Raw genomic sequence first — 21,004 nt, 5'->3', positions numbered from 1 at the left:
CTTGTCGGTGCAAAATTAGACAATTATTTGATAATATCTACCAATTATACCTTACTTTCTTACCCTATCTTTGCACGAAAATTGAAAACACAAATGAAGAAAGCTCTCTTTGCCTTATCTCTTGGCACTTTTGCATTAGGTATTACTGAATATGTCATGATGGCTATCTTGTCGGAAGTAGCATCAAGTTTGTCGATTAGTATTCCGCAGGCAGGACACCTGATTTCTGCATACGCTTTAGGTGTGGCAGTTGGTGCACCGCTACTCATTGTGGGCTATAGATTCAAGCCCAAGAGTGTCTTGCTGTTTTTGGCATTGGTGATGTTTGCGGGTGCCGTACTCTCTGTGCTTGCTCCCAACTACTGGTTGTTTCTGGTGGCAAGATTCATTTCAGGACTGCCCCATGGTGCTTATTTCGGAGTAGCGTCTATCGTGGCTGTGCATCTTGCACCCGAAGATAAGAAGGGTAAGGCAGTATCAACCATGATAGCAGGAATGACGGTGGCAAACCTGATGGGTGTTCCGGTGTCGTCTTGGCTTTGTTCCACATGGTCTTGGAGATTCCCTTTCCTCATTACCAGTATATGTGCCTTGCTCGTCCTTTGCTGTATCTGGCGCTGGGTGCCCAATATGGATCGCTTGCCAGTGACAGGTTTCAAAGGGCAGTTTCGCTTTCTTAGCACCAGTGCTCCTTGGTTGATACTTACGGCAACATTGCTTGGCAATGGTGGTGTGTTCTGTTGGTACAGCTATATTTCTCCGTTGCTCTCGCAAGAGAGTGGATTTGCATTGACTCAAGTTCCGATGCTGATGATAGCCGCTGGTGCAGGAATGGTGCTCGGCAACATACTGAGTGGAGTGCTTTCCGACCGCTATTCAGCCTATCGTGTTGCACCAGCCACACAGCTTCTTGCCGTTGTCGGACTGATATTGATTTTCTTCCTTGCCGATTATGGATGGCTCTCGGTAGTGCTTATGGTGGTAGTGGCTGGCTGCTTGTTTGCCGTAAGCGGTCCTGAGCAATTCCTCATTCTGCGTCATGCACCAGGTGGTGAGATGCTGGGAGGTGCCTGCGTACAGATGGCGTTCAATCTTGGTAATGCGCTTGGTGCATTTGTTGGCGGATTGCCCATCTCGTTTGGTTGCACACCGCGTTATACGGCACTTGCCGGTATTCCTTTCTGTTTGTTGGGTTTTGTCTGTCTGATGTTGCTTTACAGAAAATCTACCAAGACTGCACTTTCCCATTCTTGATGGGATATGCATTAAAAAGTATAGAGGCTATGGGTTGTCCAGCACTTCGATAGCGAGGTCAGCCCAAACATTTTTATGCTTTTCGAATATGGCAGGAAACTCCGAGATGGGTACGGGATTGGTACTTCCTAATTCTACGGTAACGCTGGGACATTGGTAGATAATCTCTACGTCGTCAGCCCATGTGCCGCCGGCAGGAGCGCTATCTGGACCATAGAGTGGATAATTGGTGTGGCAATGGATGAGTTTGGCATAGTCGTGGGCTAACTTGTTGACGTATTTTTTTGCATTCTGACATCCGTAATAGATGATGTTGCCCGATGTGTGATAGTTGAGAAAAAGGTCATAGTCATAGCGCTGCGACACACGGAGCATCAGTTGGCTCTCTGGCTCGGAGTAGGGCAACAAGCCCGAATAGAAATTGAAACTGCGATGGGTCTTACGGCTTGAAGTAAACGGATTGTTGAAGCCATTGCCGAAATTGCGGTTTATATCCACCCCGTTGGCATTGGCTTTGATTTTTGTATGCGAGGTGCCGTTGTCTTCAGTCTGCCTTACCCATTGTTTCACTTCATCGGTCAGTTGACCGTTGCTGCCGTTTTGTGCAATCTCCACTCCGTCGGGATTGACCATCGGGATGATGACAAAACACACTTGTTGCAGCAGATTGCTGATGCGTTGGCCTTTATATTCACAAATGTCTTGATAGCACATCTGGGCATAATGTTCGAGGAGTGCCATGGTGAGTTGTGTTGCCATATATTCGCGAGCGTGCATGGTGGCTTGTACCATGATGTGGTGACGAGCCGAACGGTTGCCGAGTGTCACCACAGGCAACCGATGTCCCAGTAGGGTTGTGGCGCTGTCAAGTTCGTAACTCACAAAGTCGGGATAGCGTTTGGCGATGGAATCGAGGTCTGTGATCATTTCGCCGAAGGTGTAGTGTTGGTGGTCGGTCTCTACAAACTGAAGGGATTGACAGTGGACAGCAGTTGCCAAGAGCGTTTGCAGTATCCATATTGTCAGCGTAATCGGGATTCGTTTTTTCATGACTTATACTATTTGTAGGTTGTATTGTTGAGTTGCTGATAGAACTCCCATGCCACATCGGCATAGTTGTATTTGTTGCGGAAGTGAGGAAACTGTTTGAGTCTCTGCAAGCGATTGACATCGGCAGCGCTGCGATGCAGTCCTGCATTATAGAGTGTTGCCCAATGACGCAACAGCTCTTGCGTGGAAGTAAAGTGGATGTTGGCAGTCTTTTGCTTGCAAATATCCACGAAGGCAGCCAGATAGCGAGTCTGCCATTTCAGTTGCATCATGCGGTCCATGCGTATTTTTCTACATTCGCGTGCGTTGCGCTTGTGGATGAAGAGTTTGGCATATTTTCTTTTCAAGTTTTTATCGGCAGCCAGTTGTTGTTCGAGTTGTTCTACAAACGAGGGTTTCATCTGAAACAGGCCGATGCTGAACTCAGCCTTGCTGTGGAGAATATACATCAGACAAAGGGTGCGATATTCCATCTGTCCACCCAGTTTGGTGTACATTGCCACTTCGGGCATGACGATGGCTTGTGCCATGCGGCTCTCTTCTTCAGTGAGATAATGGCAGAGTTCAGTCCTTATCTCCGAATGTTGGTTGAAAAGGTCGATAGCACATTGAGCCTCTCTGTGGTAGTCAGAGAAGAATGTGGTGATGGCAAAGAGAATGGTAAGCCACATTGTCAGTTGAGATCAAAAGTATAGAGCACAATCTCGTTGCCTTCGATAGTGGTCCATGCAAAGGCATTGGTATCTTCGTCGTAGAAAGCATCTATAGGGCAGTGCTTTCCGTATTTCTTTCCGTCAATCAATACGTAATCATACTTCCAATTGGCGATAAAAAGATGGCGTTTGCTCTTGTCTTGAAGGGTGAAGTTGTAGGTTGTAACTAATTCGTGGTTCTTGTAATCCCATCCAAGGCGTTCGTAAGGCCACAGCATGTAATCAATAGAACCTGAATAATCTGCATCTTTTTTATAAGGTAGTACCTGATGTTTGTCGAAATCGTAGTATTCTTTTCCTACGATGAGTTGTTTGATAGCTGTTGGAGTGATAAAGAACTGGAATGTTTTGATTCCGGGAGTCATCTCGCAGGTCTGCTCATAGAAACAAGTACCATCGTCAAACAGACAGACTCTTGGATCGTATTTACTACAGTTTCCATCCATAGGAATCGGGATGATAAATCTTCTGTCATCCAAGGTGACAAAGCGTTTGGAATGATCAATGTGGATTTCGTGTTGTTTGTTCGGACTTTGATATTCGTATCTCGTTTCTTTTGCGTCGAGAATACTACCGTCTTCGTAGTGAAAATAGTCTTCGCCCATGAGCGTGAATCTAAATTCATGGGGGAGGGCATAGTTGATGTTTGATTGTCCGGTATAATCATCGCATTTGTCGGTCTCGTAGTAGTAGTCGATGCCTTCGTATGGTCCATAATTCACTCCATATAAAGATAGGTAGTGTTGCTGTTTGTCAGTACCTTTGATATTGTTGTAATATTCAAAGACGCATTTGTTGAAATCGTCAGGATTGATGTTATAAGCGTAGATTTCGCTTGCTGTTACTTTTCGTTCCCCGTTGTGGATAAAGATCTTTTTGTCATTTAGCGTATCGTTAAGAATACAAGTAAACTTATGACCATTAATGCGCATATTGCTGGCATATTCGGCATAATAAAGTATTTCGCCCTTTTTGAGCGTCAATAACACTTTGCGCTGAGGTTGCGCATAAATAAATGTTGCGGCAATCAGCAACAGTGGGAGTAGGATGTATTTCTTGATCATGGGTTAACGGAGTTTCATGTTCAACAATGATTGTTCGTTGGCTGCCGATATGGTGAGGGTAGGGGTCTGCGTCTTATATTTCACGGTACTGGTTTGATAGACATTAGACTCTACATAGTCTTTCAGTTCGCCCAATGTCACATTGCCCTTGGTGTCGTGGAGTTTTTTCAGTAAGAAATAGGTAAACAGACCGTGGCGCTTCTCGTTGTAGGGATAGGCGGTCTGGTCTTCTTTTGTGGCACTCAATACGGCTACCTTACCGCTGACCTGTTCGGCTTTGGGCTTGATGCTCACACCCTTGGTGCTGGTGAGCATGCCACCGTTGCGTTGTGCTCCGCTGAAACAAGCATCGAGGAATACCATTACGGCATTGGTCTGCAGTCCTGCCAGTTGTTCATAGAGTGTGGATAGGGGGTAAGCACTCTCAGGATCGTTTGCTATACCGTCGGCAGGCAACAGATAGGCTTTGCGGCTTACCTCATCAGGCATTCCGTGACCAGAATAATAGAAGATGATATTGGCCTTCTGTCCGAAAGCCTTGCTGATATTTTGTGCCCATTTCATTTCTGCACGCATCTGGTTTTTGGTGGCATTGAGTTTCATGTGGATGTTTTCTTCAGGAATGCCCAAGGTCCTGATGCAGTATTGGCGGAATATCCTGCCATCGTTTTCGGCATAGTTGACAGCAGAGATGTTATTCTCCATATATTTCTCATTTGCCACAATAACCACAAACGTGTGTTTGTTGCTGTTGGCAGCTACCATAGGAATGTTCTGATCCACATCTGTCATGTCCTGTTTTGGACTGGGAGTTTGCTGGGCATAGTAGTTTTGCTGCGGCTCAGCCTTTGGCTTCTTAGCTCCGAGTTTTGCCAAATACTTCTGACCTTGTTCACCGCCTTTGAGTAAATCGTCTTGATAGGTTACATCACCGAAAAGATACTTGCATTTGCCACGCAGAAAATATACCTCTGTATTGGTGTCGTCGAGCATGAGCGACGAAGTGCAGTCAGCCACAGCCTCTACATAAGATTCTATGGCAGCGTATGCGGCAGCCCGTTTGTAGTAGTTCTCGGCAGTTTTACTTTCCTTGTCCTTCAGAACCTTCTCCATCAGTCTGATAGCATCGCCATAATTTTTCTGTTTCATCAGCTTGGTGTAGGTCTGTTGGTTCTCTTCATTGGTTTGCGCAACTATATTGCCCGTCAGTAGGAAAAGCAGCAGACAGGTCAATATTCCAAATCTATAATACCTTTGTTTCATAAGGATAGGTTTTTTTAATTAATTCATGCCTACAAAGTTACATGTTTTTCTCTGAAACAAAGAACATTATACTCAAAAATGTGTGGTACAAGGCTAAAGTCTTATCTTTATGGTGATGATTACTATTTCAACATGCAAATGTGACCACGTAATTAGTGTTCCATTTGTACGACCGTGGTGGCTCCTATCAGTCTCCTATCTTGCTTGTATGATTATTGGGACTTACGTGGGACTTCTAACGGAGTTACATGGGATGTGATACGTACATTTAGCAATAGTAAGTGTGGGGCGCTAATAATGGGAAGTAATGCGATAATGTAAAGAAAGAGTGTTGTCTTAGAAGTCCTGTCGCGTTACAGTATTATAGTCATCGTATTTGTAAAGTGTTTTATATTAATGGTTTATGCACTAAGCGGTAGAAAAGTGATAACCTAGATTCTAAAGATTGGGAAAAAGACGAATATTTAACGTTTGTAACTTTTTTGAACCACAAATAGCATACAAGTGTGCCATGATTTGATTAAGTCATGGCATTTTATTCTTGAAGTCGTCTTTTCTGGCTATATTGCCACCTAATGTAAAAAACGACACATTATTTATATAGGAATGCCATCTGCACAACAAGAAAAACGCTATAATTTGCCAATGAAACTTAATTTCAACACTTAAAGTATTGTTGTATGAAAGAAATTTTATATCTTTGTGGTCGGAAATATTTGTTATCATTCCGACCATAATTTATATACAAAATCAATGGAGAATGCAGTAGTACAGCAGATTAGAAAGAAGATTACTCGCAGTAAATTCGGCGAGATATTCTTTGTTTCTTCTTTTCCTCAGTATGATGTTGAGTATGTCACAAAGTTACTCGCCATATTTGAGAAAGAAGGATTGGTTACCCGTATAGCCAAGGGTGTGTATGTCAAGCCACGCAAGACACGTTTTGGCATCCTTTACCCTTCGGCTTACGAATTAGTGAAAGAAATTGCTAAACGAGATAAGGCAAAAGTTATACCAACTGGAGCCACAGCCGCTAATCGCTTAGGATTCTCAACGCAAGTACCCATGAATACTATTTTTCTGACTACTGGGTCTGGGCGAAAATTGAAATTAGGGAATCGAACAGTGACTCTGAAGCATGGGGCACCTAAGAACTTTGCATTCCGAGGACGTTTGATGCCAGAACTGGTACAGGCATTACGCAACATTGGTGAGCATAACATCACTCAGGATGTTGAAGCGAGGATTGGACAATTGTTCTCAGAAACTCCTGAGACTGACACCATAGAATATGATTTATTGTTGGCTCCTGTATGGATGCGACAAATTATAAAGAAAGGAATAAAGCAATGAGTAAATGGATAGATTTCTCGCTCGACGAGCGAAAGGCGATGATACAAGGTGTAGTTGAGGCAAGACAAATTGATGAAGCTGCTGCTGAGAAGGACTGGTGGGTAACAGCAGTATTGTATGCGCTGTTTCACACTAGCGTATCTGAGTATCTGTTGTTCAAAGGCGGTACAAGCCTGAGTAAAGGCTGGGACATCATCAACCGATTCAGTGAAGATATAGACTTGGCGTTGAGCCGAGACTATTTCTTGAACGTCAAGCAACTCTCTTGTTCGAGCTGTACCAGTAATACACAAATCCATAATCTTCGAGAGAAAGGGCAAGACTTTCTGTTTGGTGAGTTTAAGGACGAGTTGATGAAAAAACTGGCTGATTTGGGACTTGACGTAACAGTTCTAACAGACAATAACATAACCAATGAAAATGGCGAGACAAGAAAGGTACCACACGATAAAGACCCATCTGTTCTTTATGTTCAATATCCTTCACTCTACGATAGCCAAGCCGCATACGCAATACCAACGGTTAAAGTAGAGATTAGCGTGTTGTCAATGTCCGAGCCTTACGAGATGAGAAGAATTTCATCACTTATAGAACAGACCTTCAAGGATGAAGATGTGGATTCCGACCTTGTCCAGACAATCCGCACTGTCAGTCCCGCCAGGACTTTCTTGGAAAAAGCTTTCCTCTTGTGTGAAGAGTTCCAGAAGGACGAACCGAGAACGCATAGAATGACACGTCACTTCTACGACTTGGAGAAACTGATGCAAACCCCATACGCAGAAATGGCTCTTAATGATTTGGTGCTCTATCATGAGATTGTGGAACATCGTCGCAAGTTCTATCATGTTGGTTATGTGGATTACGACAAAGAGCTACCTGCCACTATTCAGATTGTACCAAGTGACGAACTGATGTCCTCTTACGAAGCTGACTATAACGAAATGAAGGAGAGCTTCATTTATGGGCAACCTCTGACTTTCGGCGAGTTGATGGAAAAGATAACGAACCTTCAAGAACAATTCCGAGCTTTAGATGTCCCTAAAGGTTGAATGTAGATAAATTTTTAACAAAATCTACTTTTTCTCCAACCTCTGCCACAGCTTGGCGCACCCCCAGTATAATTTTGTAGAAAAACAATTTAAAATGATTAATAACGATAGAGGGCAAAACCTGATTACCAAATACGTCTGGGTGATAGAAACCATATATCGCAGACGGAAGATTTCATTCAAAGAACTGAACGAGCTATGGCTTCGCGATGACATTAGCAGAGGTGTGGATATCCCCAAACGTACCTTCGACAACTGGCGTTATGTCATCTGGGATATGTTTGGCATCAACATCGCCAATGAAGGGCGTGGCGAGTACCGTTACTACATCGAGAATGAAGAGGATATTAGCAAGAACGGACTCCGTTCCTGGCTTTACAACACATTCTGTGTCAGCAATGCTTTAGCGAATAGCCAGAGCATCAAAGAGCGTATCATCTTGGAGTATGTTCCATCGGGGCAGGATTACCTTCAGCCCATCATCGAAGCTATGAAGGAAAATCGTGTGCTAAACATGACCTATCACAGTTATTGGAAGGACGAGGAGAACAACTTCGATGTTCAGCCGTATTGTGTAAAACTATTCCGGCAGCGTTGGTACATGGTGGCTCGTAGCACTTATTCCTACTATTATGAGAAAGGGCCACGTATCTATTCCCTTGATCGAATTAAATATCTTCATGCAACAGACGAGACATTTGAAATGCCAAAGGATTGGACGGCAGAGGATTTCTTTGCTGGTTGTTTTGGTATCATAGCCGAACAGTCTGTCAAGATTCAACCTGTTAAGTTAAAGGTGTCAGCAGGACAGGCCAATTACATCCGTGATCTGAAAATGCACGAGTCGCAGGAAGAGATAGAGCGCAATGAAGAGTATAGCATCTTTACCTTTAATCTCCGTCCAGAGTTTGACTTCCAACAAGAAATACTTTGGAACGGTGAGGATATGGAAGTGTTGGAACCTCTCTGGCTCCGTAAAGAAATTGCCGGAAAGATTAAAAGAATGTGGAACAAATATAATATAAGCAATGAATAAACAGATGAAAGTCTATACTCACTATAATAAAATAGCCAATACTGACATGGGATACCGTTGGCGGACTTTACTGCAATTTGGCAACTCATGGGATGTTATTGGTTCGATAGTAATGATGAATTCGCGTGGAGCCAATTTTAAGTATCCTGATCATCATGCAGAAACAGATAAGGAATTGCTGAACCATCTGCGTCAGTTCGATAATGACCAAAGTTTTACCGAAGATTGGTATGAATTTGGTAGTGATCCCACGTTGAATCTTGTAAACGAATTGTTTACTGAGAGAGCTAGACTTAACGGTTACGGCAATCTTAATGGTGTTATTCAAATATTTAACCTGTTTTACCTCAAAGATCCAAATCCTAATAAAGGAATTGCTTTGAACAATCAGTTTAAACTTAATGACATAAATGATAAAATATTCAATGATGACATTAAAAACTTAAAAGCACCATGTTATTTAGGTTTTGGACAATTGTCCCAACACTCTCAATTTAGAGACAAAGCAAAATGCTTTTTTGATAAAACCATTCATGAACTAGGTGTTAAATACCTAAGTCCTGTTTTTGAAGAAAACAGTTTTATGCATCCTAGGCGACTGATGCGTTTTATGAAAAACAAACCGGAGGGTATGTTGATGAAACTTCAATTCTGTTATGATACCAGATCTTCTGATAAATTCCAAGGAGAGATTGGATACTTGTCAAAATTGTCATTAATCAAAAGCCGATTAAAACAAATGACAAGCGCTAAATGGTGGATTTATCAAGGCTGGGATTTAGGAATTTCTTTCAATGATAAGACAAACAAAATAGGACTTGAATCTTGGTATGGACGAAAAAACATAGAAAATGACGATTACTTTCATGTGTTTGTTACAGTCTGGGATACAAATTGTTTTGTCCCGTATAAAGAAGAATTAATAAAGAGATATCCCAATGCAATAATTGATAACATGGGATTGAAGAACAGGATATATTTACATCTTCCTACTATCAAATCAACAGATAGTGATATTATAGTTGAAGCATTGAACAACTATTATTATCAACTGTTAGAAATAATAAAAACAATAAAATGAAAGATTTTGCAGCAATAGATTTTGAGACAGCTAACAACGAGCGTTCTTCGGTTTGTTCTGTTGGTATCGTCATTGTACGAAATGGTGAGATAGTAGATTCGTTCTACTCTCTCATCCAACCAGAACCGAACTATTATAACTATTGGTGCTCACAGGTTCATGGTCTCTGCCATGAAGATACTGACGATGCACCAGTTTTTCCAAAAGTATGGGCTCAGATAGAGCCTCTGATAACGAACTTACCACTCGTTGCTCATAATAAGCCTTTTGACGAAGGTTGTCTGAAGGCAGTGTTCCGCGTCTATCAGATGGACTATCCAGACTATGAGTTCTATGACACCCTTTGTGTCTCACGGCGAGTACTCCCTGATTTAGAAAACCACCAGCTTCAAACTGTAGCTGCTGCCTGTGACTATTGCTTAGAGGATCATCACCATGCATTGGCAGATGCAGAAGCTTGTGCATGGATAGCAAGAGAAATATTGTAAAATGATTAACTTTTAATTTTTATTGTTATGTTTGTATTAATAATGCCAACCATAGAAAGTATTTGTGAAGATTTTGGTCTTGACTATAATGATACCAATGAGGAAGAGCTTTTAGGACAGCAAGGCCTGGAAGCTTATCATATAGAAGTAAATGATGGCGAGTCTTTTGAGATTCCCCAATGTTTTACTGGTAGAATTGAACAAGACGAGCAGAATTATTATAAAAAAGTCTTAGTAGATGAGGATATGGATTATTATGAGCGAGAGGTAATCCAAGATGATTTGCCTTCTGGCCTCTACCAGTTAGATAAAGATGAGATAACTGTGAAACAACTCTACCAAACAGATGTATTCTAATTATAATCCCGATGAAGTTATGAACATTCAAGAAGAAATTGTAAAATGGGCTGAAAAAACCGTCAGAGAGTATCATGAAATTGCGAGTCGTAAGGAGGTAAATCTAGCATATTATACCCAATCTGATCTTTCTCTGATTTCAGAAAAACCGGAATTGATGATTGTTGGAATTAATCCTGGTAGTGGAGGTACTTACAAGGAGCAATGTGAAAATAAAAACTGGTCATACTTGTACAATAATAATCAAGACCAGAATCATTTGCTTAAAGGTAATTACTGCAGGGAAGAAGGTAAACCCTCGTCATGGGAGAATCATAGAAAATGGGGCTATTGGAAAGGCTTGAAAAGATGCTTGTCACAGACTAATTTGAATGAAATAATAGAAGATGATAGTAAAATTATTGTCACGAACGCATCATTTTTCAGTACCCCAAAAGCAGATGAGATAAGCGATACCTTATTAGTAGAGACAATCCCATATACACTTCATTTAATAAATATAACCAAATCCAAGCATTTGATATTCCTTAGTGGAAAGAAATGCTTTGAAAGACTTTTAAATTTGTCAAAAATGTCAGGAAATATCCAGTTCAAATACAAGATTGTTTGTGGTAATATTTATGTAGGTGTTCTTAATGGAAAACTATGTATTGGTATCCCACACCCAGCATATAAAACAAATGAAGAGTTGAATCTTGTTGCTTCGGTCATTCCATACCTCATTAGTTCAGATAATTATGAGCATATTGATATCGCATTGATACAAAAAGAATGCGCTAAACAGATCAAAGAATATGAAGAGAGGATCCACAATAAAAAGAGGCAAATAAAGATATCGGATGTGAGGATTCTCGTAGAAAAAGTTATATCAGAATGCAATCTTGAGGCCTATGAAGAAAAGAACCATAGGTATAAGTTGAATAATCAATATGGAATAACGATAACAGATAAAGAGAAAGGTTATATAGCAATAAGACACATTGACTATGATACTAAGGGTTATGACAACAACCAAGATAAAGAAGTCCATAAATTAAAAGAAATATTGAAAGGACGGGGATACAATACTTCTGAAAAGGTTTGGATTGGGAAAAAAGTGTTTTCTCAATTTGGCAATAATGACAACGAGATTATAGAAGGTATTTGCAAGGAAATAAAAGATTTAAAAGAAGAAATCCAGAAGATATAATTATTTTTCACAATAACATCACTTTCCTTTGACCTCTGCCACCAGTTGGCGGAGGTCTTTGTTTATTTTGCAGTGTAATTTGAAAAGAAGTAGTAATATGGTTGACTTACATGATTACGACATTGAACTCATCGAGAGAGAGATTCTATGGAAATACAACGACAATCGGCACGATTATTCCGATTGCGACTGCCTGTTATCCTTGCGTAAGAGCATGATAAATAAGAGAGTGCTGGCTCACCAAGAGGATATTCTACCAGACATCATCGCCTTTAACGATGCTCTGAGAGACGCACTGAAGGATATGTACGACAGGGCTTATAGTATCTGGGGCAGCATCAAAGAAAACGCCTGGGGGGATGATATGGAGGTTACAGCTAAATGCTTCCTCTCCTATGACTATCCAGAACTTCACCCCTTGCAAGGTGAAGAACGCGAAGAACTTTGGGGCGCAATCTGTGACAGAGGTTGGAACCCATTATATGATGATGGTGTTACGCTGCCAACGCTAACCCTGCCAAGGGACATCAATGAGGACTTTGACACTTTTATCGGTATGGACTGCCCACCGCCTAATTGGAATGAGGGGCTTGATAGAGAACTGACGAAAGACTTGCACCTAATCAGTGCATTTCACAACCTCTTTGACCACATGAACTTCGCTATCACTGACTTCATATATGTACAGAAGTTTGAGACTGAGATTAACATAGAAATCAACAAAAAGGTTTGATATGACATTCAAGGAACTTTTAGACTGCGTACGGTATGAGGATGTGGCTCCTCATATTGTCAGGATGTACCCAGACATGAGGCAAAGTCTTGGCTGGTACAAAATCCATATTGACATGCTGCGTCTGTTACAACCAGTTTTCCATGAGGATGCCAATGACAAGGTGTGTCACATAACCATGGAAGACTGGGAGGACGGTAGCGGACTGCATCTTAACGCTTATCCGATGGAGGGTGACTTGTGGGAGCACTCGCTTACCAAAGAGTTGATAGTAGCACTAGACGTAAAAGCAACCAAAGAAGAACTGGCTGCTTGTTGCTTGTGGCATACATCTTTCTATGGATTCGTTGAAAAACATGTAAAAGAACGCTTCAGAACCGAAGATTTGGACTTAGATACGTTAAACAGATGGGACGATAGCTTGTACTATAAAGCAAAAGCTTTACAGAATTTCAGTATAATACGAGAACATGGTGGCTTCATACCGACCATAAGACAACTATCCAAGTCGAAGAAAGCAGAGCTTATCAAACAAGCGAAGGACTCTATGTTCTTGGGTAGCACTCCCATGAACAGAATAAAACGGAAGAAACATTTTAGAATAGAGTTCTTGGAACACTACTATGAGCGAATGTCCGTTATCAGTGATTTTATAGTTCAAGCCATACCGGCATTGAAAGGTGTCAGAAACTATATACTCGTTGAACAACTCTGTGAGCTTTTCCATTCTGAGTTGTTCTGTACTGAGGAAATCATGTCGTATGCCTCTAATGGTAAAAGTGGCGCAAAGTATCTATACGAGTTGTTTACATCGTATGACATGATACCAAAGATGGACGGCATCGTTGTCCGTCTTGTCACAGGAACAGAGCATGAAGTTCTGACGGAAGACGAGATTCTTTTATGCAATCTGTTGGCAGAAGGACGCAAGTATGGCGACCTCATCCTTGACTATGACCCTGCACTTGGTAATCAAGTGGTCATCAGTTATGCTGCATACAATTCCAATAACCCATTAGTAAAATAACTACTATATGGAAACAGCAATAGAACAATTAAGAAAGCTCGTCATAGAAGGGAAAGAGAGCATTCCCAATCTTGGAGTCAGAACATTTACCTTGTTACAGGAACTCACTTTTATTGAGAATAGGAAGCAGGTCGATTACTTCTTGGCGATGCACCGATACGTGAAAGAACTAACGTCTATGCCTGATGCACTTATCGGACCAGGCCACAGATGGATGACCGCTTCGCATGTTTGTCATGCACTTGGAATTACTAACATTTGCCTTGGAAGTATCAGCCTTACACCGATAGACTTTTGGGGCGATGAAGATAGTGATACGACGATGGACATTGAGGTTGATGAAGATACCTATGACTGGGCATATTTCAAGGCTACAGAAGTATTCGGGTATGACAATGTTGCCCGCACATCAGACATAGACAACATTCAGAGTGAAGAAGAAATCAATACGTTTCGTGGATATAGGAAGAAGCAGAAAGGCTATTCTATAGTTGTCTGTCCTGATGGTGTAGCAGAACATTATAAGGTTTATGAAGTGGAAGGAGATGACGGATTAGATACGCTTTGCATTGACGGTGATGTTGAGCCGACTGACAACATACATATATTCAGATTTAACGTCATCCGCTCAGATACGCTGACTCGCATCAAGCGCATTCAACATGAAATCGTCAAGGCTGGCAAGGTATGTCCAGACATGTATCATCGTGGAAGTGCAAACATTCTGTATTATTCAAATGGTTATCAGACATTGTTTGATGAAGAAGACAGAAGCATTCCTTTCTTTGGTGACAAGTTGGCAAAGGAAATGGCTGAGATACTTTTCGGTAAGATAACTTCTATGGAAGACCTGCTTACCATTACTGCCCTATACAGTGCACGGCTGATTTACGAAATTCACGTCCATAACATTGAAGACTATAAGAAGAAACACGGTGTAGTACGGCTATTTGACAAATGGCGATTCCCATACGGATTCCTATATAGAGAGGATGTCTGCTGGTTCATGACGGGCTGGATAGGTATGACTTGGAAAGAGTCAGCAAGGATTGTTCAGCTGATGTCTGGCCAGAACCCACTTGAAGCGGAATGCCTTAAACATGTTTATCTGCATCGGGGAATGGATAACGGCTTTAGGGAGGACGAGCTAAATCATATCTGGAGTTCACTCTTTGACAGGGCAACCAAGAGACCTTTGCCAAGCATGGCACACTTTGTCGGTTCGATGTATCAGTATGCTTTCCTTGCCATGCTAAAGAAAGACTTCCCAGAAGAGTATCAATCAATAAAAGGATAGATGATTATGGAAGAACAGAAATGCATGATAGGGCCAGAATACATGAGACCCGTTTTTGCCCTCATTGACGAAAAAGTTACAATAGAAGAAGAGCACAGACAGGTTAAACGCTGCATCATGGATGTGCTCAACGCTCCTAAGGGTCTTGCGAGCATCGATGTTAACGATGTGAGAGACCTGTTTCAGGAAGGTGGAGAAATTCATGCCTTTGATGTTTCTGTAGATGCCTTAATGGCAAACAGAATGAATTTGATGATGGTCGAAATAACAAGAAATTCCACACATCTTGAACCATTCAATCATGCTCTAGTGTTTTTCTTCTTTCCCGAAGAACAGCCTTTACGGATGGATGAGCTACAACCGTTTAGCGACTGGATTGAATCTGTACCAGGTGAATTGAGGATTAAGTGGGGAATGGCGACTCAATCTACTCAAGAACTTCGAGCAATTGTGTTATTACAATAATAGAAAACGAATTTTTCTGCTGTTTATAGGCCAAAAATCGAAAAAGTACACTCTAAAACCATTGTTTTAGCTTTTTGAAATCTGTAATACTGTAATATTGTAACGCTTTACGCGTGTAAATATAATTGCGTCATAAAGCGAGTTCATGCTCTTATGTAATGATTACTATGAAATGGAATAATATCACATTGAGATAAACGAAATTCGGGGACTCAACCTCATGGTGAGTCCCCGAATGGGTATGTTGCATTGAGTTATCAATTGCAATTACTTGATGTTGGGTTCTTCCAGTCCCAGACCTTTCTTCTTGTCAACAGCCTTCAGCACGAAACCGAGCAACAGGGCTGCAACGCCAAGACTTGCCAACATGATGAGGGGAGCGGTGTAGTCGAACTTTGTAGGATCGGTAACACCCGGATTAGACTTGTCGAGCACCTTACCGATGAGCAAGGGGAACAGCCACAAACCGATGTTCTGAATCCAGAAGATCAACGCATAGGCAGAACCGATAACCTTAGCATCAACCAGTTTGGGCACACTGGGCCACAATGAAGCAGGAACCAGCGAGAACGAACTTCCCAATACCAGAATAGTAGCGTAGGCAATGATGATACCACCCACAGCGCTATCCTTGAACAAAGGCAGAATGAAGGCAAAGGTCAGGTGGCAAGCGATAAGCAATACCGAACCGAGTATCAACATAGAAGCTGCCTTACCCTTGTGGTCAACATAACTGCCGAGGATTGGGGTGATGAGTACTGCCAACAGTGGGAATACAGCGAAGATACTCTCTGCCGACTGACGCATGTAACCCATGTAACAATAGGTTATGAGCGAGATAATTGAAAAGGCGAGCAGGATAAACTGGTTTCTCTTTACCTTTTGGAAATTGCTGGCAAAACCTGCAGCAGCTACGATGAGCATGATAACATACTGTACGATGGTTACAGAAGAACTTGCCCAAAACGAATCCTGTGAAGGTTCAACGAGGGTGAGGTTACACTGCAGCATGTTTACCGCATACTTCTGGAAGGGGAAGATAGCTGAATAGTAGAGCACACACAACAGGGCAACGAGCCAGAAACCGCTTGACGTGAGAATCTGTCCCAGATCGCTAATCTTGAATGGATCGTCTTTCTCTTCTGCCTCACCAGTCTGACTGTCGAGTTTCTTATCCATGAAGAAATAAACGATGGTCATGATGAGGGCAATACACATCAGTACTACGCCGAAGGCAACGCTACGGCTAACGCTGATATTACCACCGAGCTTGGCAAAGAAGGGAGAGAAAATCATACAGGTGGCAACACCCAAACGTGCCAATGCCATCTCAGAACCCATAGCCAGTGCCATTTCGCGTCCCTTAAACCATTTCACAATACCGCGGCTCACGGTGATTCCTGCCATTTCGCAACCACAGCCGAAGATCATAAAGCCGCAGGCGGCAAACTTGGCTGAGGCGGGCATTCCCTCATAGAAAGGCGAAACGCCCAATTCGTCGAATACAGGAATGTAGTTGAGGTTGTTATTAAACCATACTTCCAGACTGCTGCCGGTGAAATAGTCGGTCACAGCGTACCACTTGACAATAGCACCAGTCAACATAACGGCTGCTGAAAGTACAGCGGTGAAGCGCACACCCATCTTGTCGAGGATGATACCTGCAAAGATGAGGAAAAATACGAATACGTTGAGGAATACCTCCGAACCCTGCATGGTACCGAAGGCGGTAGAGTCCCATCCGCGATACTCCTGCATGAGGTCTTTGATGGGCGAGAGAATATCCATAAAGATATAGCTGCAGAACATGGCGAGGGCAAGCAACAGAAGGGCTGTCCAGCGCATGGCGGCAGAATCTCTCAGAGTTTTTTGAATTTCTTGTGTCATTTGTTTATTAGATAATTGTTTGTTGCAGAGTGAGTGTACTACGGATTATTTCTTCAACCAACGGTCGAGCCAGCCAAAGAAGGTGCGCTGCCACAGAATGCCGTTCTGGGGTTTCAATACCCAGTGGTTCTCATCGGGGAAGATGAGCAGTTCGGCAGGAACGCCACGCAGACGTGCGGCATTGAAAGCACCCATACCTTGGTTATAAACAATGCGGTAGTCTTTCTCGCCGTGGATGCAGAGGATGGGGGTATCCCATTGATCTACAAACAAGTGGGGAGAGTTCTTATAAGTCTTGTCGGCACGAGCGGTACGGTCTTTCTTCCAATAAGCATCGTCGTACTCCTGATTGCTGAAGAATACTTCTTCGGTGTCGGTGTACATGGATTCGAGGTTGAAAGCACCATCGTGTGAGATGAACGCCTTGAAGCGCTTGTTGTGGTGACCAGCGAGATAATATACGCTGAAACCGCCAAATGAAGCACCAACGCAACCCAAGCGGTCTTTGTCAACGAAGGGCAGATTCTTTGCGGCATCATCGATGGCAGACAGATAGTCATCCATGCATTGGCCGGTCCAGTCGCCAGAAATCTCTTCTTTCCACTCCTGACCAAAGCCGGGGAGACCACGACGGTTGGGTGCGATGACTACATAGCCGTTGGCAGCCATGATCTGGAAATTCCAGCGGTAGCTCCAGAACTGTGATACGGGACTCTGTGGACCGCCTTCGCAGAATAGCAGGGTGGGATATTTCTTACCTTCCTCATAGTTGGCAGGCAAGATAACCCATACGAGCATCTCTTTATTATCGGTGGTCTTTACCCAACGCTGTTGCACCTTACCGAAGGTGAGTTGGTCGAGAATCTGCTTATTCTCCTGACTGATCTGGGTAACCTGAGTCTTCTCGATGTTCTTGCCGGGAGTAACCATGTAGATATCTGTTGGAGCGGAAATGCTCTGGCGAGTAGCGAGGATGCGCTTACCGTCGTTGGCCAATTGGAGCGAAGTCCAGTCAGACCAGTGGTCGGTCAGCTGACTTACCACGCCTTTGCGATCTACACGATACATGTTCTTGCAACCATGCCATACGCTGATGAAATAGAGCATGGCAGTTTTGTCTTTTGCAGGAGCCCAGCAGAAGGCATCGATATCTGAGTTGTGGGCAACGTACTGCTTGGTGCCGGTTTCGAGCGAATAGACACAGATGCGGTTAAGGTCAGACTCATAGCCATCGCGAGGCATCGACTGCCAAGCAATATATTTACCGTCTGGCGAGAACATAGGATTCTGGTCGTAGCCAGTATTGGCATTAGGGTCTGCATTGACAGCCTGATCCGTACGGGTGTGGGTCATGTCGGTTGCAGGCTGTTTCCAGTCGGCAGGTTTGCAGAGGTTGCGTGTCTCGCGCGTACCTATATTATAAAGGAAGATATCAGAGTCGGTCGAAGTAGCATATTCCATGCCGATTTTCTTGCGGCAAGTATAGGCAATGGTCTTCGAATCGGGACTCCATGCCAGCTGTTCAATACCACCGAATGGTTCCATAGGACATTCGAAAGGTTCGCCTTCAAGAATATCTATACCCTGTCCAACTCCTTCAGCAGTCACTTCTGCTAAGAAAGGATGCTGGATGCTCTCTACGTAATGATCCCAATGGCGGTACATCAAGTCGGTAACGCGGCGTCCTGTAGCCAAAGGCAGGTCGTCGGGGTTCTTCTTGATGATTTCGTGGAAAGGAATCGACTGTATGAGGATGACTTTCGTTCCGTCGGGTGAGAATTTGAAGCCTTCTACCTTGCCCCCAGTCTTAGTCAGTTGTTGGCGATCGCTACCGTCGGCTTTCATGGTCCAGATTTCTCCGCCACAGTTGAACGCAATGGTTTCGGCATTAAGCCATACGGGATCTGTCTCGCTTTTGCTGCTGGTGGTGAGCTGGCGTTGATGGCTACCGTCGGCATTCATGATGCAGATGACCTGATGGCCTTTGTTTTGCTTCACGCTGTAGTAGCCTACTTGATAGACCACCTGACTGCCGTTGGGTGATGCAGCCACACCGCCAATGCGTCCCATGGCCCAAAGAGCTTCGGGAGTCATCATCCGGCTGTTGAGCTTGATGTTGCTTTTTCCAATGTTCACGTTGTCTTGTGCTTTTGCTGTCCCAGCGCCTATGATGAGCAGAGCGGTGGCGACAAGTGTAATTAGTTTGTTCATAGATTACAATTCTTAGCTATTTTTTCTTGATAGGATCGCATGTCAGTCCGCATCCCAGTTTCTTGAAAATCTTTCGATCTACTTCGCTGAGCATGACGGTGCTGTGAACTTGACAGTCGCGCAACTGTGGCAATTGCTCTAATGCGCGGCGACAGTTCTCATCGTTTTCCGAAAGTACGGAGAGCGCCACGAGTACCTCATCGGTGTGCAGACGTGGGTTTCTTGCTCCGAGGAATTCGGTCTTAGTCTTTTGAATGGGTTCTATCATGCTTTGTGGGATGAGTTTCACCTCGTGGTTGATGCCAGCCAGATATTTAGTGGCATTGAGGATTAGTGCGGCGCAACATCCGAGCAACGGACTCGACTTGGCGGTGATGATCGTACCGTCATGGAGTTCGATGGCTGCTGAGGTGTGTCCTGTTTCTGCTTTGTATTTAGCAGCAGCCACGGTAGTTTTGCGGGTGGCTGTGGTAATCTTAGCCTGATTGAAGAGCATCAGGATTTTGTTTACCTCGTTTTCATTGTCGGCACCATCAGCCAGTTTGTTGGTAGCAGCATAGTAGCGACGTATGATTTCATCCTTTGATGCTTGACAGCACACTTCGTCGTCGGAAATGCAGAAGCCTACCATATTGACACCCATGTCTGTGGGTGATTTGTAGGGGTTCTCGCCATAGATTCCTTCGAAGAGCGCATTGAGCACAGGGAATATTTCTATGTCGCGATTGTAGTTGATAGCCACTTTGCCGTAGGCTTCCATGTGGAAGGGGTCGATCATGTTGACATCGTTGAGGTCGGCGGTAGCAGCCTCGTAGGCGATGTTGACAGGATGTTTCAGCGGCAGATTCCATACAGGGAATGTTTCAAACTTAGCATATCCGGCATGAACACCACGTTTGTTCTCGCCATAGAGTTGGCTGAGGCATACCGCCATCTTACCGCTTCCGGGTCCAGGAGCTGTGACGATGACGAGTGGGCGTTCAGTCTCTACGAAATCGTTTTTGCCGAATCCTTCGTCCGAGGCGATGAGTGCCACATCATGTGGATAACCATCGATGAGATAGTGTACGTAGGATTTGATGCCGAGACGTTCCAAGCGATGGCGGAAGGCATCTGCAGCACGCTGTCCGTCGTAGTGGGTGATAACTACTGAGCCGACCATGAAGTCGCGGCTCATAAATTCGTCGCGCAGTCGGAGCACATCTTCATCGTAGGTAATGCCGAGGTCGGCACGCACCTTGTTTTTCTCAATGTCATCAGCGCTGATGACGATGACTATTTCCAAACTATCGCGCAGTTGTCCAAACATGCGGAGTTTGCTGTCGGGCTTGAAGCCAGGCAAAACTCGTGAGGCATGATGGTCGTCGAACAGCTTACCGCCGAGTTCGAGGTAGAGTTTACCATCGAACTTGGCGATACGCTCGCGAATGTGTTCTGACTGTATTTTGAGGTATTTATCGTTGTCGAAACCTATTGTCATGATATTA

General features: G+C 43.5%; 19 protein-coding genes. 12 read left to right on the top strand and 7 right to left on the bottom strand.

Translation table 11 applies throughout. The features are described from left to right. Positions 1-93: 93 nt before the first annotated feature. The gene (locus CIK89_RS07145; protein WP_094390695.1) at positions 94-1,254 is read left to right on the top strand and encodes an MFS transporter; all 1,161 of its coding nucleotides are present in this window, start codon (positions 94-96) and stop codon (positions 1,252-1,254) included. A gap of 27 nt (positions 1,255-1,281) precedes the next feature. Here the strand turns inward: CIK89_RS07145 and CIK89_RS07140 are convergent, their stop codons facing one another. Genes CIK89_RS07140 through CIK89_RS07125 form a run of 4 tightly spaced genes read right to left on the bottom strand, consistent with a single transcriptional unit; the run spans position 1,282 to position 5,344 of the window. Beyond that, the gene (locus CIK89_RS07140) at positions 1,282-2,304 is read right to left on the bottom strand and encodes a M14 family metallocarboxypeptidase (protein ID WP_094390694.1); all 1,023 of its coding nucleotides are present in this window, start codon (positions 2,302-2,304) and stop codon (positions 1,282-1,284) included. An 8-nt stretch (positions 2,305-2,312) separates the two neighbouring features. Then, a complete protein-coding gene (locus tag CIK89_RS07135) occupies positions 2,313-2,975 on the bottom strand; it encodes a hypothetical protein (RefSeq protein ID WP_094390693.1) in 663 nt (220 codons plus the stop codon). A gap of 2 nt (positions 2,976-2,977) precedes the next feature. Further along, positions 2,978-4,081, bottom strand: a complete 1,104-nt coding sequence (locus tag CIK89_RS07130) for a hypothetical protein (RefSeq protein WP_094390692.1) — start codon at positions 4,079-4,081, stop codon at positions 2,978-2,980. Between the two features lie 3 nt (positions 4,082-4,084). Beyond that, a complete protein-coding gene (locus CIK89_RS07125) occupies positions 4,085-5,344 on the bottom strand; it encodes a caspase family protein (RefSeq protein ID WP_094390691.1) in 1,260 nt (419 codons plus the stop codon). A gap of 753 nt (positions 5,345-6,097) precedes the next feature. Between CIK89_RS07125 and CIK89_RS07115 the strand changes: the two genes are divergently transcribed. From CIK89_RS07115 to CIK89_RS07065, 11 genes are all read left to right on the top strand, one after another. Then, entirely contained in the window at positions 6,098-6,697 is a 600-nt protein-coding gene (locus CIK89_RS07115) for a DUF6088 family protein (protein WP_094390689.1), read from the top strand. Beyond that, a complete protein-coding gene (locus tag CIK89_RS07110) occupies positions 6,694-7,746 on the top strand; it encodes a nucleotidyl transferase AbiEii/AbiGii toxin family protein (protein ID WP_094390688.1) in 1,053 nt (350 codons plus the stop codon). The genes CIK89_RS07115 and CIK89_RS07110 overlap by 4 nt, the downstream gene beginning before the upstream one ends. Before the next feature lie 94 nt (positions 7,747-7,840). Continuing rightward, the gene (locus CIK89_RS07105) at positions 7,841-8,782 is read left to right on the top strand and encodes a YafY family protein (RefSeq protein ID WP_094390687.1); all 942 of its coding nucleotides are present in this window, start codon (positions 7,841-7,843) and stop codon (positions 8,780-8,782) included. Beyond that, positions 8,775-9,863 (top strand): hypothetical protein, encoded by a 1,089-nt coding sequence (locus CIK89_RS07100; protein ID WP_094390686.1) that lies wholly within the window; start codon positions 8,775-8,777, stop codon positions 9,861-9,863. The genes CIK89_RS07105 and CIK89_RS07100 overlap by 8 nt, the downstream gene beginning before the upstream one ends. Then, a complete protein-coding gene (locus CIK89_RS07095; RefSeq protein ID WP_094390685.1) occupies positions 9,860-10,351 on the top strand; it encodes a 3'-5' exonuclease in 492 nt (163 codons plus the stop codon). Before CIK89_RS07100 ends, CIK89_RS07095 begins: the two co-directional genes overlap by 4 nt. Positions 10,352-10,378: 27 nt before the next feature. Further along, a complete protein-coding gene (locus tag CIK89_RS07090) occupies positions 10,379-10,708 on the top strand; it encodes a hypothetical protein (protein WP_094387106.1) in 330 nt (109 codons plus the stop codon). Between the two features lie 19 nt (positions 10,709-10,727). Next, positions 10,728-11,897, top strand: coding sequence for a hypothetical protein (locus tag CIK89_RS07085; protein ID WP_094390683.1), 1,170 nt, complete (start codon positions 10,728-10,730; stop codon positions 11,895-11,897). 97 nt (positions 11,898-11,994) lie between these two features. Beyond that, on the top strand, positions 11,995-12,630 hold the full coding sequence (locus CIK89_RS07080) for a hypothetical protein (RefSeq protein ID WP_094386731.1): 636 nt from the start codon (positions 11,995-11,997) through the stop codon (positions 12,628-12,630). A gap of 1 nt (position 12,631) precedes the next feature. Continuing rightward, positions 12,632-13,657, top strand: coding sequence for a DUF6557 family protein (locus CIK89_RS07075; protein WP_094386732.1), 1,026 nt, complete (start codon positions 12,632-12,634; stop codon positions 13,655-13,657). 7 nt (positions 13,658-13,664) lie between these two features. Continuing rightward, the gene (locus tag CIK89_RS07070; RefSeq protein WP_094386733.1) at positions 13,665-14,954 is read left to right on the top strand and encodes a hypothetical protein; all 1,290 of its coding nucleotides are present in this window, start codon (positions 13,665-13,667) and stop codon (positions 14,952-14,954) included. Between the two features lie 6 nt (positions 14,955-14,960). After that, positions 14,961-15,419, top strand: coding sequence for a hypothetical protein (locus CIK89_RS07065; RefSeq protein WP_144007373.1), 459 nt, complete (start codon positions 14,961-14,963; stop codon positions 15,417-15,419). A gap of 267 nt (positions 15,420-15,686) precedes the next feature. Here CIK89_RS07065 and CIK89_RS07060 read toward each other — a convergent pair whose 3' ends face one another. The 3 genes from CIK89_RS07060 to CIK89_RS07050 are packed head-to-tail and all read right to left on the bottom strand — an operon-like array spanning position 15,687 to position 20,997. Then, positions 15,687-17,306, bottom strand: a complete 1,620-nt coding sequence (locus tag CIK89_RS07060; protein ID WP_094390681.1) for an MFS transporter — start codon at positions 17,304-17,306, stop codon at positions 15,687-15,689. Between the two features lie 45 nt (positions 17,307-17,351). Next, positions 17,352-19,517, bottom strand: coding sequence for a S9 family peptidase (locus CIK89_RS07055; RefSeq protein WP_094390680.1), 2,166 nt, complete (start codon positions 19,515-19,517; stop codon positions 17,352-17,354). Positions 19,518-19,533: 16 nt separating this feature from the next. Further along, positions 19,534-20,997, bottom strand: coding sequence for a DUF1846 domain-containing protein (locus CIK89_RS07050; protein ID WP_094390679.1), 1,464 nt, complete (start codon positions 20,995-20,997; stop codon positions 19,534-19,536). Positions 20,998-21,004 lie beyond the last annotated feature (7 nt).

The organism is Prevotella sp. P4-119, from assembly GCF_002251345.1.
Lineage (GTDB): Bacteria > Bacteroidota > Bacteroidia > Bacteroidales > Bacteroidaceae > Prevotella.
The sequence above is the reverse complement of the archived record's forward strand: the minus strand, read 5'-3'. Positions and strand labels throughout refer to the sequence as shown.

Bases quoted from the DNA above. Each gene is read 5' to 3' on its own strand.
- CIK89_RS07145 (WP_094390695.1), top strand. From the start codon at position 94: ATGAAGAAAGCTCTCTTTGCCTTATCTCTTGGCACTTTTGCATTAGGT.
- CIK89_RS07140 (WP_094390694.1), bottom strand. From the start codon at position 2,304: ATGAAAAAACGAATCCCGATTACGCTGACAATATGGATACTGCAAACG.
- CIK89_RS07135 (WP_094390693.1), bottom strand. From the start codon at position 2,975: ATGTGGCTTACCATTCTCTTTGCCATCACCACATTCTTCTCTGACTAC.
- CIK89_RS07130 (WP_094390692.1), bottom strand. From the start codon at position 4,081: ATGATCAAGAAATACATCCTACTCCCACTGTTGCTGATTGCCGCAACA.
- CIK89_RS07125 (WP_094390691.1), bottom strand. From the start codon at position 5,344: ATGAAACAAAGGTATTATAGATTTGGAATATTGACCTGTCTGCTGCTT.
- CIK89_RS07115 (WP_094390689.1), top strand. From the start codon at position 6,098: ATGGAGAATGCAGTAGTACAGCAGATTAGAAAGAAGATTACTCGCAGT.
- CIK89_RS07110 (WP_094390688.1), top strand. From the start codon at position 6,694: ATGAGTAAATGGATAGATTTCTCGCTCGACGAGCGAAAGGCGATGATA.
- CIK89_RS07105 (WP_094390687.1), top strand. From the start codon at position 7,841: ATGATTAATAACGATAGAGGGCAAAACCTGATTACCAAATACGTCTGG.
- CIK89_RS07100 (WP_094390686.1), top strand. From the start codon at position 8,775: ATGAATAAACAGATGAAAGTCTATACTCACTATAATAAAATAGCCAAT.
- CIK89_RS07095 (WP_094390685.1), top strand. From the start codon at position 9,860: ATGAAAGATTTTGCAGCAATAGATTTTGAGACAGCTAACAACGAGCGT.
- CIK89_RS07090 (WP_094387106.1), top strand. From the start codon at position 10,379: ATGTTTGTATTAATAATGCCAACCATAGAAAGTATTTGTGAAGATTTT.
- CIK89_RS07085 (WP_094390683.1), top strand. From the start codon at position 10,728: ATGAACATTCAAGAAGAAATTGTAAAATGGGCTGAAAAAACCGTCAGA.
- CIK89_RS07080 (WP_094386731.1), top strand. From the start codon at position 11,995: ATGGTTGACTTACATGATTACGACATTGAACTCATCGAGAGAGAGATT.
- CIK89_RS07075 (WP_094386732.1), top strand. From the start codon at position 12,632: ATGACATTCAAGGAACTTTTAGACTGCGTACGGTATGAGGATGTGGCT.
- CIK89_RS07070 (WP_094386733.1), top strand. From the start codon at position 13,665: ATGGAAACAGCAATAGAACAATTAAGAAAGCTCGTCATAGAAGGGAAA.
- CIK89_RS07065 (WP_144007373.1), top strand. From the start codon at position 14,961: ATGGAAGAACAGAAATGCATGATAGGGCCAGAATACATGAGACCCGTT.
- CIK89_RS07060 (WP_094390681.1), bottom strand. From the start codon at position 17,306: ATGACACAAGAAATTCAAAAAACTCTGAGAGATTCTGCCGCCATGCGC.
- CIK89_RS07055 (WP_094390680.1), bottom strand. From the start codon at position 19,517: ATGAACAAACTAATTACACTTGTCGCCACCGCTCTGCTCATCATAGGC.
- CIK89_RS07050 (WP_094390679.1), bottom strand. From the start codon at position 20,997: ATGACAATAGGTTTCGACAACGATAAATACCTCAAAATACAGTCAGAA.